Below are 12,636 nucleotides of genomic sequence, written 5' to 3' on the forward strand. Positions count from 1 at the left end.
GCCGCACGGTCAGGACCCCCCGTTACGCTAGACCGATGAGCGAGCGACTCCAGCCCGGGGACGTGGCCCCCGACTTCACCCTCTCCGACGCCGACGGCAACGAGGTGTCCCTCTCCGCCCACAAGGGCCGCAAGGTCATCGTCTACTTCTACCCCGCAGCCCTCACCCCAGGCTGCACGAAGCAGGCGTGCGACTTCACCGACAACCTCTCCCTCCTCGCCGACGCGGGCTACGACGTCCTCGGCATCTCCCCCGACGCCCCGGAGAAGCTCGGCAAGTTCCGCGAGAAGGAGAACCTCAAGGTCACCCTCCTCGCCGACCCCGACAAGAAGGTCCTCGACGCCTACGGCGCCTTCGGCGAGAAGATGAACTACGGCAGGACCTACCTGGGCGTCATCCGCTCCACGATCATCGTGGACGAGCAGGGCAAGGTCGAGAAGGCCCTCTACAACGTCCGCGCCACCGGCCACGTCGCCAAGATCATCAAGGATCTGGGCATCTGAAGGCCTGCCCCGCGGTCACGGCCCGCACCGGTACATCCGGCGCGGGCCGTTTTGGCGGCCGGTCACGGCGAGGGGCGGCCTGGCTCGAACTGCCGTGCGGCGACGGGGATGTGGTGCCGCGACTGACGGAAGGCTCTCGCAGCACAACCCGTCGGCCCCGTAGACTGAGCGCCTGCGGTCAGTTGCGATGACCGCTTTTGAGCGGCCGTGATGGAATTTGGCAGTCATGCTGGGTTTAGGTCCCAGTGGGTTAACACCCGTGTGGGTTCGAGTCCCACCGGCCGCACACCTGAGGGGCCGCCCGTCCGGGCGGCCCCTCGCCGTGTCTCAGCCCAACAGCTCCCGCACCACCGGCACCAGCGCCCGGAACGCCTGCCCCCGGTGGCTGATCGCGTTCTTCTCCTCCGGGCTGAGCTCGGCGCAGGTGCGGGTCTCGCCCTCCGGCTGGAGGATCGGGTCGTAGCCGAAGCCGTTGGTGCCGACGGGCGCATGGCGGAGGACTCCCCGCAGCCGGCCCTCGACCACGCGCTCCGTACCGTCGGGCAACGCCAGAGCCGCCGCGCAGGCGAAGTGGGCGCCCCGGTGTTCCTCGGCGATGTCCGCGAGCTGAGCGAGGAGCAGGTCCAGGTTGGCCTTGTCGTCGCCGTGGCGGCCGGCCCAGCGGGCGGAGAAGATGCCGGGGGCGCCGTTCAGGACGTCCACACAGAGGCCGGAGTCGTCGGCGATCGCCGGGAGGCCCGTGGCCTGGGCGAGGGCGTGGGCCTTGAGCAGGGCGTTCTCGGCGAAGGTGACGCCTGTTTCCTTGACGTCGGGGATCTCCGGGTACGCGTCCGCGCCCACCAGTTCGTGGGGCAGCCCCGCCTCCGCGAGGATCGCGTGCAGCTCGGTGATCTTTCCGGCGTTGCGGGTGGCGAGGATCAGGCGGGTCGTCGTGGTCATGGGCGGCAGTATCCCAAGGGCCCGGGCTCGCGCTTACGGCGTGCAGACCTTGGTCAGTTCACCGGCCGCGTCGGTGACGGGGGTGACGTCGGGGGTCGAGTCGCCGTTCCTGACCGCGGTGCGGACGTCGTCCACGGCCTTCTGGAGGTTGTCGACCGCCTTGTTGACGTCGGCGTCGTCGGTCCTGTCGCCGATCTTCCTCAGGTTCTGCTGGATGGAGTCGAGGGAGGCGTCGGTCCGGGTGGGGTCGTTCGCGGCGTTCTCCACGGCCTGCTGGAGGGAGGTGACGCTGTCGGCGATGGAGTCGGCGGTGCGGACGCAGTCCAGGGCCGTGTTCACCGAGTCGCAGCCGGCGAGGAGGGCGATGGTGAGAGCGGCGGTCGCGGCCACGGCGGCGGTGGTGGTGACGCGACGGCGTCCTCGGCGTCGGCTGGCGGCCATGGTGGTGTGTCCTCCCCGTGGTGTGGCTGGCCGGGCGCACGGTTGTACGAGCCGTGCGCCCGTATTGACAGGGACGCGGGGTCGGCCGCCCGGGTTGCCTCGCCACACCTCGGCTTTTTTGGTTTCCTTTACTTTTCCGTGCGGGCGGCTTCGAGTGCCGCGCGCTGGATGGCCGCGAGGTCGGCGCAGCCGGCGACGGCGAGGTCGAGGAGGGCGTTGAGCTCGTCGCGGGCGAAGGGCTCGGCCTCGGCGGTGCCCTGGACCTCGACGAAGCGGCCGTCGCCGGTGCAGACGACGTTCATGTCGGTCTCGGCCCTGACGTCCTCCTCGTAGCAGAGGTCGAGCAAGGGCACTCCGCCGACGATGCCGACCGAGACGGCCGAGACGGTGCCGGTCAGGGGCTGGCGGCCGGCCTTGACGAGCTTGCGCTCCCGGGCCCAGGTGACGGCGTCGGCGAGGGCGACGTACGCGCCGGTGATGGCGGCGGTGCGGGTGCCGCCGTCGGCCTGGAGGACGTCGCAGTCGAGGACGACGGTGTTCTCGCCGAGGGCCTTGTAGTCGATGACGGCGCGCAGGGAGCGGCCGATGAGGCGGGAGATCTCGTGGGTGCGGCCGCCGATCCTGCCCTTGACGGACTCGCGGTCGCCGCGGGTGTTGGTGGCGCGGGGGAGCATGGCGTACTCCGCGGTGACCCAGCCCTCGCCGCTGCCCTTGCGCCAGCGGGGGACGCCTTCGGTGACGGAGGCGGTGCAGAAGACCTTGGTGTCGCCGAAGGAGACGAGGACGGAGCCCTCGGCGTGCTTGCTCCAGCCGCGTTCGATGGTGACCGGGCGGAGTTGTTCGGGGGTGCGGCCGTCGATTCGAGACATGGCGACGAGCCTATCCGGAGCGTGCGAAGGGGCTCTCCCCCGGTGGGAAGAGCCCCTTGTGCAGTGAGCGGAAGGCTCACATCATGTCTTCGATCTCCGCGGCGATCGGGTCGGCGTCGGTGCCGATGACGACCTGGATGGCGGTGCCCATCTTGACGACGCCGTGGGCGCCGGCGGCCTTCAGGGCGGCGTCGTCGACCTTGGAGGCGTCGTGCACCTCGGTGCGCAGCCGGGTGATGCAGCCTTCGATCTCGTCGATGTTCTCGATTCCGCCGAGGCCGGCGACGATCTTCTCAGCCTTGCTGGCCATGTTCCTTCTCCCTGATCCGAACCGCTTTTTCGCAGTAACCCACAGTTGGCCCATCTTTGCGAGCGGCAGTACCGCGGGTGCCGAATGATGGCGAGCACCGCGGCGGAACCGTCTGCCGACTGGTCTACACCAGCTGGCGGGTGGTCGACAAACCCCGCGGCGGTCCCGCGGTACCGCCGAGCGGCCCGGAGGACGCGCCCATGAGTGCCGACAGCGCCGACAGTACGGTCAGCCCCGCGCGGGAGCGGTGGCACATGTTGTTCCAGGGGCTGCAGAAGATGGGCCGCAGTCTGCAGCTGCCGATCGCGGTGCTGCCGGCGGCGGGGATCCTCAACCGGCTGGGCCAGCCCGACGTGTTCGGCGTGCACGGGGTGGGCTGGGAGGCGGTCTCCAAGGTGATGCAGGGGGCGGGCGGGGCGCTGCTCGACGGTTCGGTCGGGCTGCCGCTGCTGTTCTGTGTCGGCGTCGCGATCGGGATGGCGAAGAAGGCGGACGGTTCGACGGCGCTGGCGGCGGTGACGGGCTTCCTCGTCTATTACGGGGTGCTGCACCAGTTCCCGGAGGACTGTCCCGGCGGGTCGCGGACGCTGCCGGGGATCGGGTGCCAGGTGAGCGACGGGACGGTGTCGACGTTCACGTTCCAGAATCCGGGGGTCTTCGGCGGGATCGCGCTGGGGCTGCTGACCGCCTTCTTCTGGGCCCGGTACCACCGGACGAGGCTGGTGGACTGGCTGGGGTTCTTCAACGGGCGGCGGCTGGTCCCGATCATCATGTCGTTCGTGGCCATCGGGTTCGCCGCGCTGTGCCTGTGGATCTGGCCGCCGATCGGAAGCGGTCTGGAGAGCTTCAGTCACTGGCTGCGGGAGGCGGGGGCGCGGGGCGCGGGGGTGTTCGGGCTCGCGAACCGGGCGCTGCTGGTGGTCGGGCTGCACCAGTTCCTGAACGTGCCCATCTGGTTCCAGTTCGGCAGTTACACCACGCCCGACGGGCGGACGGTGCACGGTGACATCAACATGTTCCTGGCGGGTGATCCGCAGGCGGGTCAGTTCACCTCGGGGTTCTTCCCGATCATGATGTTCGCGCTGCCGGCCGCCGCGCTCGCCATCGCGCACTGTGCGAAGCCGCACCGGCGCAAGGAGATCGTCGGTCTGATGCTGTCGGTGGCGCTGACGTCGTTCGTGACCGGCATCACCGAGCCGATCGAGTACTCGTTCATGTTCATCGCGCCGCTGCTGTACGTGGTGCACGCGGTGCTGACGGGGGTGTCGATGGCGGTGACGTGGGGGCTGGGGGTGCACGACGGGTTCAGCTTCTCCGCGGGGCTCATCGACTACGTCATCAACTGGAAGCTGGCGACGCGGCCTTGGGCGATCATCCCGATCGGTCTCTGCTTCGCGGCGGTGTACTACGCGATCTTCCGGTTCGCCATCACCCGGTTCGACCTGAAGACCCCCGGGCGGGAACCGGAAGACGAGGTGGAGGACGTCACCAAGGCCTAAGCAGCCTGTCGCCGTATGGCGTACAGGGCGTAGCGCTCCGGTTGCGGAATTGACGGGTTCCTTATATCGCCCCCATCGTGTACAACAGGTCTACACCACTGAGTGGTGTAGACCACCACCGATGGAGGACGTATGACAACCGCCACCGCGACGGCGGCCCCCACGAAGAAGTGGGGATCCGGTCTGTTCCAGGGCCTGCAGAAGATCGGCCGCAGTCTTCAGCTCCCGATCGCCGTTCTCCCGGCGGCTGGTCTGCTGCTCCGCTTCGGTCAGCAGGACATCCACGACAAGCTGCATCTGCCCGACAAGGTCACCTCGGTGTTCGCCACGGCCGGTGGCGCGATCTTCGACAACCTCCCGATGCTGTTCTGTATCGGTGTCGCGATCGGCTTCGCCAAGAAGGCGGACGGCTCCACCGCGCTGGCCGCCCTGGTCGGCTTCCTGGTCTACAAGAACGTCCTCACCGCGTTCCCCGTCACCGACGCGAAGATCCAGAAGGGCGCGGACATCGCCGCGACCTACAACAACCCCGGTGTGCTCGGCGGCCTGGTGATGGGTCTGCTCGGCGCGGTGGTCTGGCAGCGCTTCCATCGGACCAAGCTGGTGGACTGGCTCGGCTTCTTCAACGGCCGCCGGCTCGTCCCGATCATCATGGCCTTCGTCGGTACGGTCATGGGCGTCTTCTTCGGTCTGGTCTGGAAGCCCATCGGCGAGGGCATCTCCCACTTCGGTGAGTGGATCACGGGCCTGGGCGCCTTCGGTGCCGGTCTGTTCGGTCTGATCAACCGCGCGCTGATCCCGGTCGGCATGCACCAGTTCGTGAACACCGTCTCCTGGTTCCAGATCGGCGACTACAAGACCGCCTCCGGCACCATCGTCCACGGTGACCTGACCCGCTTCTTCGCCGGTGACCCGACGGCCGGTCAGTTCATGTCCGGCTTCTTCCCCATCATGATGTTCGGCCTCCCGGCCGCCGCCCTGGCCATCGCGCACACCGCCCGCCCGGAGCGCCGCGCGGCCGTGATGGGCATGATGATGTCGATGGCGCTGACCTCCTTCGTGACCGGTGTGACCGAGCCGATCGAGTTCACGTTCATGTTCATCGCGCCGCTGCTGTACGTGATCCACGCGGTGCTCACCGCCCTGTCCATGGCGATCACCTGGGCGCTCGGGGTGCACGCGGGCTTCACCTTCTCCGCGGGTGTCATCGACTACATCCTCAACTGGAACCTGGCGACCAAGCCCTGGCTGATCATCCCGATCGGCCTGGTGTTCGCGGCGATCTACTACTTCGTCTTCCGCTTCGCCATCGTCCGCTTCAACCTCCCCACCCCGGGCCGCGAGCCCGAGGAGGAGATCGAGGACCTCACGAAGGCGTGAGTCCGCAGCGCACATGACGAAGGCCCCCGCCGCGGCGGGGGCCTTCTCGTCTTACGGCCCTGAACGCCGTACGCGCGTCAGATCTCGTACGTCGTCCGCGGCGCCGCGAGATCCACCGGGCCGTCGAAGACCTCGCGGGCGTCGGCGAGGTTGACGGCGGGGTCGGTCCACGGCGGGATGTGGGTGAGGACCAGACGGCGGGCGTCGGCGCGGGCCGCCGCCTCGCCGGCCTCGCGGCCGGTGAGGTGCAGGTCCGGGATGTTCTCCTTGCCGTGCGTGAAGGCGGCCTCGCACAGGAACAGGTCGGTGTCCCGGGCCAGGGCCTCCAGCGCCGGGGTGACGCCGGTGTCGCCCGAGTACGTCAGGGACTTGCCGGCGTGCTCGACGCGGATGCCGTACGCCTCCACCGGGTGGCGGACCCGCTCGGTGTGGACCGTGAAGGGGCCGACGTCGAACGTGGACGGCTTGACCGTGTGGAAGTCGAAGACCTCGCTCATCGAGGAGGCGGTGGGGGTGTCGGCGTAGGCCGTCGTGAGCCGGTGCTCGGTGCCCTCGGGGCCGTAGACCGGGATCGGGGGGCACGGGCCCCCGTCGTGCCGGTAGTAGCGCGCCACGAAGTAGGCGCACATGTCGATGCAGTGGTCGGCGTGCAGATGGCTCAGGAAGATCGCGTCGAGGTCGTAGAGACCGCAGTGGCGCTGCAGCTCGCCCAGGGCGCCGTTGCCCATGTCGAGGAGCAGCCGGAAGCCGTCGGCCTCTACGAGGTAGCTCGAACAGGCCGATTCCGCGGACGGGAACGACCCCGAGCAGCCGACGACGGTGAGCTTCATGAAGCAGAAACCTCCGTTGGCGGGATACCCGGAACAACCGGGAAGTGGAGTCGGGAAAATGAGGTGGGCAGGGGTCGTGCGGTTTGTCGAGCGTAAGGCGCAAAAGAGCGGGTCGCTCCTCCGCCAGGGGCCGTTGTGGGCGAACTCACCTGTGCTGTCACCGGTTCGGCTGGACTGAGGGCGCATGAGGATCGCGCAAGGGCGCGCATCGATTATCTCGCGCCGGTAACGTCGTCGTATGGACACGTCATGGTGGCTCGCGCTCGCGGCAGTCGTCCTGCTGGCGCTGGTCGCCACGCTCGTCGACGGCTGGGGCAGGGGCCACCGGCCGCGCGGCCACCGCACCCGCCCGCCGGGGCATCCGCGCGGGACGCGCGAGCAGACGGCACGGCCTCACCCGGGGGACATCTGGTGGGCCAACGTGCCCTACGAGGACGGTCCCGGCGCCAAGGACCGGCCCTGCCTGGTGCTGGCCGTGCGCGGCAACCGGGCGACGATCGCGAAGATCACCAGCAAGTACCACGACGAGCGCGCCGGGGTGATCCCGCTGCCGCCCGGCTCGGTCGGGGACGCCCAGGGCCGGCAGAGCTTCCTGGAGACGGACGAGCTGCGCGAGATCGCGGTGTGGGAGTTCCGGCGCCGGGTGGGCGTGGTCGACCCGGTGCTGTGGGACCAGGTACGGCACCTGGCCGGCTGAGGCTCAGCCGACCCTGACGGTGACCCGCCACTCCTGGATGCCCTTGCAGGAGACCTGGCCGGGTGCGGTGGGCTCGGCGCACAGCGGACGGGTGGCGGAGAGGGTGACGGTCCCGGCGGCCACCGCCTGGTAGGCGGATCCGGCGTCGCCGCCGCGGAGCATGATCCCGTAGTTGATCTCCTTGAGGGCGGCGGTGTCACCGGTTTCGGCGATCTTCTTCCACGGGCGCTGCTCGGTGCCGTCCAGAGTGATCCGCAGGGTGCCCTCCTGAGCCAGGCAGACGGTACGGCCGCTGTCGGCGGCGGTCAGCTCGGAGGTCAGGGGAGTGCAGCCGGCGGAGGAACCACTGGCGGTCGGGGCCGGGCTCGATGCCGAGGTCGGGCTCGCGGTCGAGGTCGGCGCCGGGGACACCGCGCCGCTTCCCTTGTCCCCGCCCCCGCTCTGCGAGCCGCAGCCCGCCAGCAGGAGCAGGCTCGCCGTGGCGAGCGACGCGCGGTGGAACGTCGTACGGCGCATGAGGTGTCCGCCTTTCCGTCGGGGAACGGACCCTTGGTGCCTATATGACGTATCCGCCCCTCGTACGGATCCCGCACCCGGACGGCTTCCGGGTGCGGGATCCGGTCGGTTCACCCAGGGGTCAGCCGGTCGTGACGGCGGTGTCGTCGACGACGAAGCTGGTCTGGAGCGAGGAGTCCTCGACACCGCTGAACTTCAGGGTGACGGTCGAGCCCGCGAAGGACCCGAGGCTGAAGGACTTCTGCACGTACCCGGTGGCCGCGTTGAGGTTGGAGTAGGTGGCCAGGGTGGTCGAACCGGCGGTGACCGTCAGCTTGTCGTACTGGGTGCTGGTGGTGGTCTCGGCCGTGTCGATGTGCAGGTAGAAGGTGAAGGTGGTGCTGGTGCAGGCGGCCGGGATCGTCACCGACTGGGAGAGCGTGTCGGTGTGGGTCGATCCGTAGCCGTCCAGCCAGGCCTTGTACGAGCCCGCGTGGGCGGCCTCGCTGCTGGAGTTGGTGATGACGCCGCTGCTCGCGGTCCAGGTGGTGTTGCCCGACTCGAAGCCGGCGTTGCCGAGCAGCTGGGACGAGCTGCAGGAGCCGCCGCCGCTGGTGCTGACCGTCCAGGTGAAGGAGGCCGAGCCGGAGGCGCCGGTGGAGTCGGTCGCGGTGACGGTGGTGCTGTAGGTGCCCGCGGTGGACGCCGTACCGGAGATCAGGCCGGTGGAGCTGGAGATGGACAGGCCGGTGGGCAGGCCGGACGCGCTGTAGGTGAGGGTCGCGCCCGCGCTGTCGGAGGCCGAGATCTGCAGGCTCACCGAGCCGCCGGTGGCGGTGGACTGGCTGCCCGGGTTGGTGACCGTCACCGTGTTGCCGGTGCTGGTGCCGGAGGTGAAGGCGGCGGTGCCGTTCGGGGTGCCCCAGCCGGTCGGGCCGTCGTAGCCGGTGCCGGCGGTGCAGAAGTACGAGGTGGAGCAGGAGCCGTTGTTGCCGCTGGTGACGTCGTACAGGTTGCTGGTGTGCGAGTACGGGTACTTCGCCGGGTAGTCGCTGGAGCCAGGGGCGCCCGCGAGGGCGTAGACACCGGCGATGATCGGCGAGGAGGCGCTGGTACCGCCGTAGACCGCCCAGCCGGAGCCGCCGTAGGTGTCGTAGACCGCCACACCGGTGGCCGGGTCGGCGACCGCGGAGACGTCGGACTCCATGCGCTTGGTGCAGCCGGTGTCGGTCTGCCAGCTCGGCTTGGCGTCGTAGGCGGAGCAGCCGGAGCCGGTGCCCTCGGAGGAGCTGGTCTTCCACACGGACTCGGTCCAGCCGCGGGTGCTGGAGGAGGTGGAGAGCGCGGTGCCGCCGACGGCGGTCACGTACTGGGAGGTCGCCGGGTACTCGGCGCCGTAGTCCTCGTCACCGGCGGAGACGGTGATCGCGACACCCGGGTGCTTGAAGTACGAGGTGTCCTCGCTGGTCTGGGAGGAGGACTCGGAGCCGCCCCAGCTGTTGGAGACGAACTTGGCGCCGAGCGCGACGGCCTCGTTCTCGGCGGTGCCGAGGTCGGAGTCGGTGGCGGAGCTGGCCTCGACGAGGATGATGTTGCAGTTCGGGCAGACGGCGCTGACCATGTCGATGTCGAGCGCTTCCTCGCCGGCCCAGCCGGAGTCGTTCGTCGGCAGCGAGGTGGTCGAACCGGTCTGGCTGACCTGCTTGAAGCAGCCGTTGGCGACGGTGCACGCCGACAGGCCGTACGTGGAGCGGTAAGTGGCCAGGTCGGAGGCCGCGTTGGGGTCGTTGTAGGCGTCGACCACGGCGACCGTCAGGCCGGAACCGCCCGTCGAGGGCAGGTTGTAGGCGCTGTGCAAGTTGGTCGGGCTCAGGCCGGAGGGGGCGGCGGCGAGCGCGGAGGCCAGCTGCTGCTTGATGTCGGTGCGGCGCTGCGCGAAGCAGTTGACCTCACCGGGCTTGGTGACGGTGGCGCACAGGTGCGTGGTGGGCACCTTCTGCCCGGCCTTGCCGGTGCTGTGCACGGCCTGCCGGGCGGGGTCGGTGAGGGCCTTGGAGTTCTGGGCGGCCCGGCCGGTGGCCTTGGGGGTGATGGTGTGCGCCGATGCCTGTGCCTGCGCGGTCGGTGCCGCGACGAATCCGGAGACGGCGAGGGCGAGGGCGAGGGCGGGGAAAGCGAAGGCCAGAAGTCTTCGCAGGCTCCGTCGTGATTCACGCATGGGGGTACTGCCTCCATCGGTGGGGTTACAAGGCAGGCCCGTGACGCGCGTAGCGGCGGCAGAGTGCGGCGTCATGAGCATGACACTTCGAACACCCTGGGATGCCGACGAGCGTGGCATGACAGGACGGTCAGGAACCTAGCGGGGTTCCCCGGCGACCGGTTCCGCCGGACGAAGATCTTTGCTCCGCCATAGGCAGCGCTTAGCCCCCTCATAGGAGGGGGTTGGCGCGTACATGATGAGGGCTATGCCCAGAGCTGACCCTGGAGGGTCTCGATGGCTTCCTCGGTCGTGGCGGCGGTGTACACGCCGGTCGACAGGTACTTCCAGCCGCCGTCGGCGACGACGAACACGATGTCCGCGCTCTCGCCGGCCTGTACGGCCTTCTTCCCGACGCCGATCGCGGCGTGCAGCGCGGCGCCGGTGGAGATGCCCGCGAAGATGCCCTCCTGCTGGAGCAGGTCGCGGGTCCGGGTCACCGCGTCCGCGGAGCCGACCGAGTAGCGGGTGGTGAGCACGGAGGCGTCGTACAGCTCGGGCACGAAGCCCTCGTCGAGGTTCCTGAGCCCGTACACGAGGTCGTCGTACCGGGGTTCGGCGGCGACGATCTTCACGTCCGGCCGGTGCTCGCGCAGGTACCGGCCGACGCCCATCAGCGTGCCGGTGGTCCCCAGCCCCGCGACGAAGTGCGTCACCGACGGCAGGTCGGCGAGGATCTCCGGCCCGGTGGTCGCGTAGTGCGCACCGGCGTTGTCCGGGTTGCCGTACTGGTAGAGCATCACCCAGTCGGGGTGCTCGGCGGACAGTTCCTTCGCCACCCTCACGGCGGTGTTGGAGCCGCCCGCGGCCGGGCTGGAGATGATCTCCGCGCCCCACATCCCCAGCAGGTCCCGGCGCTCCTGCGAGGTGTTCTCGGGCATCACGCAGACCATGCGGTAGCCCTTGAGCTTGGCCGCCATCGCCAGCGAGATACCGGTGTTGCCCGAGGTCGGCTCCAGGATGGTGCAGCCGGGGGTGAGCCGGCCGTCCTTCTCGGCCTGCTCGATCATGTGCAGGGCGGGACGGTCCTTGACCGAGCCGGTCGGGTTGCGGTCCTCCAGCTTGGCCCAGATCCGGACCTCGGCGGACGGCGAGAGCCGCGGCAGGCGCACCAGGGGGGTGTTGCCGACCGCGGCCAACGGGGAGTCGTAGCGCATGCCGATCTCAGGCCATACCGCCGGCGACGGCCGGCAGGATCGTCACGGTGTCGCCGTCGGTGAGCTTGGTGTTGATGCCGTCGACGAAACGGACGTCCTCGTCGTTCAGGTACACGTTGACGAAGCGGCGCAGCTTGCCGTCGTCCACGATGCGGGCGTGGATGCCCGTGTGCCGGGTCTCAAGGTCGGTGAACAGCTCGGCGAGGGTGTCACCGCTGCCCTCCACCGCCTTCTGACCGTCGGTGTACTGGCGGAGGATGGTCGGGATGCGGACCTCGATGGCCATGGCTCAGGGCTCCTGTCGGAAAGTCTGGGTGGGTGGGCGCGCAGCGGCACGCCGCGGCTCACGGCCGTACGGCGGCAGGAGAACGTCAACAGATGGCGCTGTTCAACCTGCACAGGTCGACGTGCAGCCGCGCCACGAGCAGCACGCCCTGCGCCTTGTCGCTCACGTCGTTCAGAACCATGGGCTCATCGTATCGATTCCCGGTACCGGTTCCGGAGTGTGATTCCACATGCCGGACGAATTCTGGTCGAAATTTGAGACGGCGAGGGGATGGCCGACTTGAAGGGGCACGACCGCAAGGCAATGGATCATGGCCGGATCGGCCAGCCGACCAAGGGGCGCGGGGCTGTGTCGCGTGCGGCTCCGCCGCGCGGGCGCGGCCGGCCCCCACCGGCCAGTTCGGCACCGCCGGAATCCGCCGTCGCGGCTGAACGCCGTCGCGGCGGAAAAACTCTGGTGAGCAGCGGAGAAGTCAGTACGCCTCGACGATGCTGATCTCCTCCTCCGTGACCTCGCCGTCCACGATGCGGTACGAGCGGAACTGGAAGTCGCCGAGGGCGTCGGTGTCGGCGGTGGAGACGAGGACGTAGTGGGCGCCGGGCTCGTTGGCGTAGCTGATGTCGGTGCGGGACGGGTACGCCTCCGTCGCCGTGTGGGAGTGGTAGACGACCACCGGCTCCTCGTCGCGGTCGTCCATCTCCCGGTACAGCTTGAGAAGGTCGCCGGAGTCGAACTCGTAGAACGTGGGGGACATCGCCGCGTTCAGCATCGGGATGAAGCGCTCGGGGCGGTCCGAGCCCGCCGGCCCCGCGACGACTCCGCACGCCTCGTCGGGGTGGTCCTTGCGCGCGTGGGCGACGATCTGGTCGACGAGGGCCTGGGTGATGGTCAGCATGTTCGCCAGGATAAGCAAAGGGCCGCCCCGTACCGGTGGGTGGTACGGGACGGCCCGGATGCCGGACGCCCTGAGCGG

Annotated in this window: 15 protein-coding genes and 1 tRNA gene; 5 read left to right on the plus strand and 11 right to left on the minus strand. The window is 69.3% G+C overall.

Features of this window, described 5'->3' with window-relative positions; translation table 11 throughout:
* The first annotated feature begins 35 nt into the window (after nt 1-35).
* Nucleotides 36-503, plus strand: coding sequence for a thioredoxin-dependent thiol peroxidase (gene bcp, locus OHB00_RS20475; protein WP_406436341.1), 468 nt, complete (start codon nt 36-38; stop codon nt 501-503).
* A 201-nt stretch (nt 504-704) separates the two neighbouring features.
* Nucleotides 705-789 (plus strand) — tRNA-Leu (locus OHB00_RS20480).
* Between the two features lie 41 nt (nt 790-830).
* Here OHB00_RS20480 and rdgB read toward each other — a convergent pair.
* The 4 genes from rdgB to OHB00_RS20500 form a co-directional block, all read right to left on the minus strand.
* A complete protein-coding gene (rdgB, locus tag OHB00_RS20485; protein WP_406436342.1) occupies nt 831-1,442 on the minus strand; it encodes an RdgB/HAM1 family non-canonical purine NTP pyrophosphatase in 612 nt (203 codons plus the stop codon).
* A gap of 33 nt (nt 1,443-1,475) precedes the next feature.
* A complete protein-coding gene (locus tag OHB00_RS20490; RefSeq protein ID WP_406436343.1) occupies nt 1,476-1,883 on the minus strand; it encodes a hypothetical protein in 408 nt (135 codons plus the stop codon).
* Nucleotides 1,884-2,011: 128 nt separating this feature from the next.
* Nucleotides 2,012-2,752: a ribonuclease PH gene (gene rph, locus OHB00_RS20495; RefSeq protein WP_406436344.1), complete on the minus strand. Its 741-nt coding sequence runs from the start codon at nt 2,750-2,752 to the stop codon at nt 2,012-2,014.
* A gap of 76 nt (nt 2,753-2,828) precedes the next feature.
* Nucleotides 2,829-3,062, minus strand: a complete 234-nt coding sequence (locus OHB00_RS20500; RefSeq protein WP_234544142.1) for a glucose PTS transporter subunit EIIB — start codon at nt 3,060-3,062, stop codon at nt 2,829-2,831.
* A 200-nt stretch (nt 3,063-3,262) separates the two neighbouring features.
* Between OHB00_RS20500 and OHB00_RS20505 the strand changes: the two genes are divergently transcribed.
* Nucleotides 3,263-4,561, plus strand: a complete 1,299-nt coding sequence (locus OHB00_RS20505; protein WP_406436345.1) for a PTS transporter subunit EIIC — start codon at nt 3,263-3,265, stop codon at nt 4,559-4,561.
* A gap of 132 nt (nt 4,562-4,693) precedes the next feature.
* Nucleotides 4,694-5,941: a PTS transporter subunit EIIC gene (locus OHB00_RS20510; RefSeq protein ID WP_406436346.1), complete on the plus strand. Its 1,248-nt coding sequence runs from the start codon at nt 4,694-4,696 to the stop codon at nt 5,939-5,941.
* A gap of 77 nt (nt 5,942-6,018) precedes the next feature.
* Here the strand turns inward: OHB00_RS20510 and OHB00_RS20515 are convergent, their stop codons facing one another.
* Complete coding sequence (locus OHB00_RS20515) at nt 6,019-6,771, minus strand: MBL fold metallo-hydrolase (protein ID WP_406436347.1); 753 nt, start codon at nt 6,769-6,771, stop codon at nt 6,019-6,021.
* A gap of 238 nt (nt 6,772-7,009) precedes the next feature.
* On the opposite strand from OHB00_RS20515, the gene OHB00_RS20520 reads away from it, so the two are divergent.
* Complete coding sequence (locus tag OHB00_RS20520) at nt 7,010-7,468, plus strand: type II toxin-antitoxin system PemK/MazF family toxin (RefSeq protein WP_406436348.1); 459 nt, start codon at nt 7,010-7,012, stop codon at nt 7,466-7,468.
* Nucleotides 7,469-7,471: 3 nt separating this feature from the next.
* On the opposite strand, the gene OHB00_RS20525 is transcribed toward OHB00_RS20520, so the two are convergent.
* The 6 genes from OHB00_RS20525 to OHB00_RS20550 form a co-directional block, all read right to left on the minus strand.
* Nucleotides 7,472-7,984 (minus strand): hypothetical protein, encoded by a 513-nt coding sequence (locus OHB00_RS20525; RefSeq protein ID WP_406436349.1) that lies wholly within the window; start codon nt 7,982-7,984, stop codon nt 7,472-7,474.
* Between the two features lie 121 nt (nt 7,985-8,105).
* A complete protein-coding gene (locus tag OHB00_RS20530) occupies nt 8,106-10,181 on the minus strand; it encodes a putative Ig domain-containing protein (protein WP_406436350.1) in 2,076 nt (691 codons plus the stop codon).
* A 245-nt stretch (nt 10,182-10,426) separates the two neighbouring features.
* Nucleotides 10,427-11,377 carry a PLP-dependent cysteine synthase family protein gene (locus OHB00_RS20535; RefSeq protein WP_093502453.1) on the minus strand — a complete coding sequence of 317 codons (951 nt, stop codon included), beginning with the start codon at nt 11,375-11,377 and terminating at the stop codon, nt 10,427-10,429.
* A 7-nt stretch (nt 11,378-11,384) separates the two neighbouring features.
* Nucleotides 11,385-11,663 carry a MoaD/ThiS family protein gene (locus OHB00_RS20540; RefSeq protein WP_406436351.1) on the minus strand — a complete coding sequence of 93 codons (279 nt, stop codon included), beginning with the start codon at nt 11,661-11,663 and terminating at the stop codon, nt 11,385-11,387.
* Nucleotides 11,664-11,748: 85 nt separating this feature from the next.
* Nucleotides 11,749-11,844, minus strand: coding sequence for a putative leader peptide (locus tag OHB00_RS20545; protein ID WP_406436352.1), 96 nt, complete (start codon nt 11,842-11,844; stop codon nt 11,749-11,751).
* Nucleotides 11,845-12,135: 291 nt separating this feature from the next.
* On the minus strand, nt 12,136-12,558 hold the full coding sequence (locus tag OHB00_RS20550; protein WP_406436353.1) for a Mov34/MPN/PAD-1 family protein: 423 nt from the start codon (nt 12,556-12,558) through the stop codon (nt 12,136-12,138).
* Nucleotides 12,559-12,636: the final 78 nt, after the last annotated feature.

This window comes from Streptomyces sp. NBC_00631, from assembly GCF_045206895.1.
Classification (GTDB): Bacteria; Actinomycetota; Actinomycetes; order Streptomycetales; family Streptomycetaceae; genus Streptomyces.

What these genes read in the sequence shown, in the direction of transcription:
- bcp (WP_406436341.1), top strand. Translation starts at nt 36, where the DNA reads ATGAGCGAGCGACTCCAGCCCGGGGACGTGGCCCCCGACTTCACCCTC.
- rdgB (WP_406436342.1), bottom strand. Translation starts at nt 1,442, where the DNA reads ATGACCACGACGACCCGCCTGATCCTCGCCACCCGCAACGCCGGAAAG.
- OHB00_RS20490 (WP_406436343.1), bottom strand. Translation starts at nt 1,883, where the DNA reads ATGGCCGCCAGCCGACGCCGAGGACGCCGTCGCGTCACCACCACCGCC.
- rph (WP_406436344.1), bottom strand. Translation starts at nt 2,752, where the DNA reads ATGTCTCGAATCGACGGCCGCACCCCCGAACAACTCCGCCCGGTCACC.
- OHB00_RS20500 (WP_234544142.1), bottom strand. Translation starts at nt 3,062, where the DNA reads ATGGCCAGCAAGGCTGAGAAGATCGTCGCCGGCCTCGGCGGAATCGAG.
- OHB00_RS20505 (WP_406436345.1), top strand. Translation starts at nt 3,263, where the DNA reads ATGAGTGCCGACAGCGCCGACAGTACGGTCAGCCCCGCGCGGGAGCGG.
- OHB00_RS20510 (WP_406436346.1), top strand. Translation starts at nt 4,694, where the DNA reads ATGACAACCGCCACCGCGACGGCGGCCCCCACGAAGAAGTGGGGATCC.
- OHB00_RS20515 (WP_406436347.1), bottom strand. Translation starts at nt 6,771, where the DNA reads ATGAAGCTCACCGTCGTCGGCTGCTCGGGGTCGTTCCCGTCCGCGGAA.
- OHB00_RS20520 (WP_406436348.1), top strand. Translation starts at nt 7,010, where the DNA reads ATGGACACGTCATGGTGGCTCGCGCTCGCGGCAGTCGTCCTGCTGGCG.
- OHB00_RS20525 (WP_406436349.1), bottom strand. Translation starts at nt 7,984, where the DNA reads ATGCGCCGTACGACGTTCCACCGCGCGTCGCTCGCCACGGCGAGCCTG.
- OHB00_RS20530 (WP_406436350.1), bottom strand. Translation starts at nt 10,181, where the DNA reads ATGCGTGAATCACGACGGAGCCTGCGAAGACTTCTGGCCTTCGCTTTC.
- OHB00_RS20535 (WP_093502453.1), bottom strand. Translation starts at nt 11,377, where the DNA reads ATGCGCTACGACTCCCCGTTGGCCGCGGTCGGCAACACCCCCCTGGTG.
- OHB00_RS20540 (WP_406436351.1), bottom strand. Translation starts at nt 11,663, where the DNA reads ATGGCCATCGAGGTCCGCATCCCGACCATCCTCCGCCAGTACACCGAC.
- OHB00_RS20545 (WP_406436352.1), bottom strand. Translation starts at nt 11,844, where the DNA reads ATGGTTCTGAACGACGTGAGCGACAAGGCGCAGGGCGTGCTGCTCGTG.
- OHB00_RS20550 (WP_406436353.1), bottom strand. Translation starts at nt 12,558, where the DNA reads ATGCTGACCATCACCCAGGCCCTCGTCGACCAGATCGTCGCCCACGCG.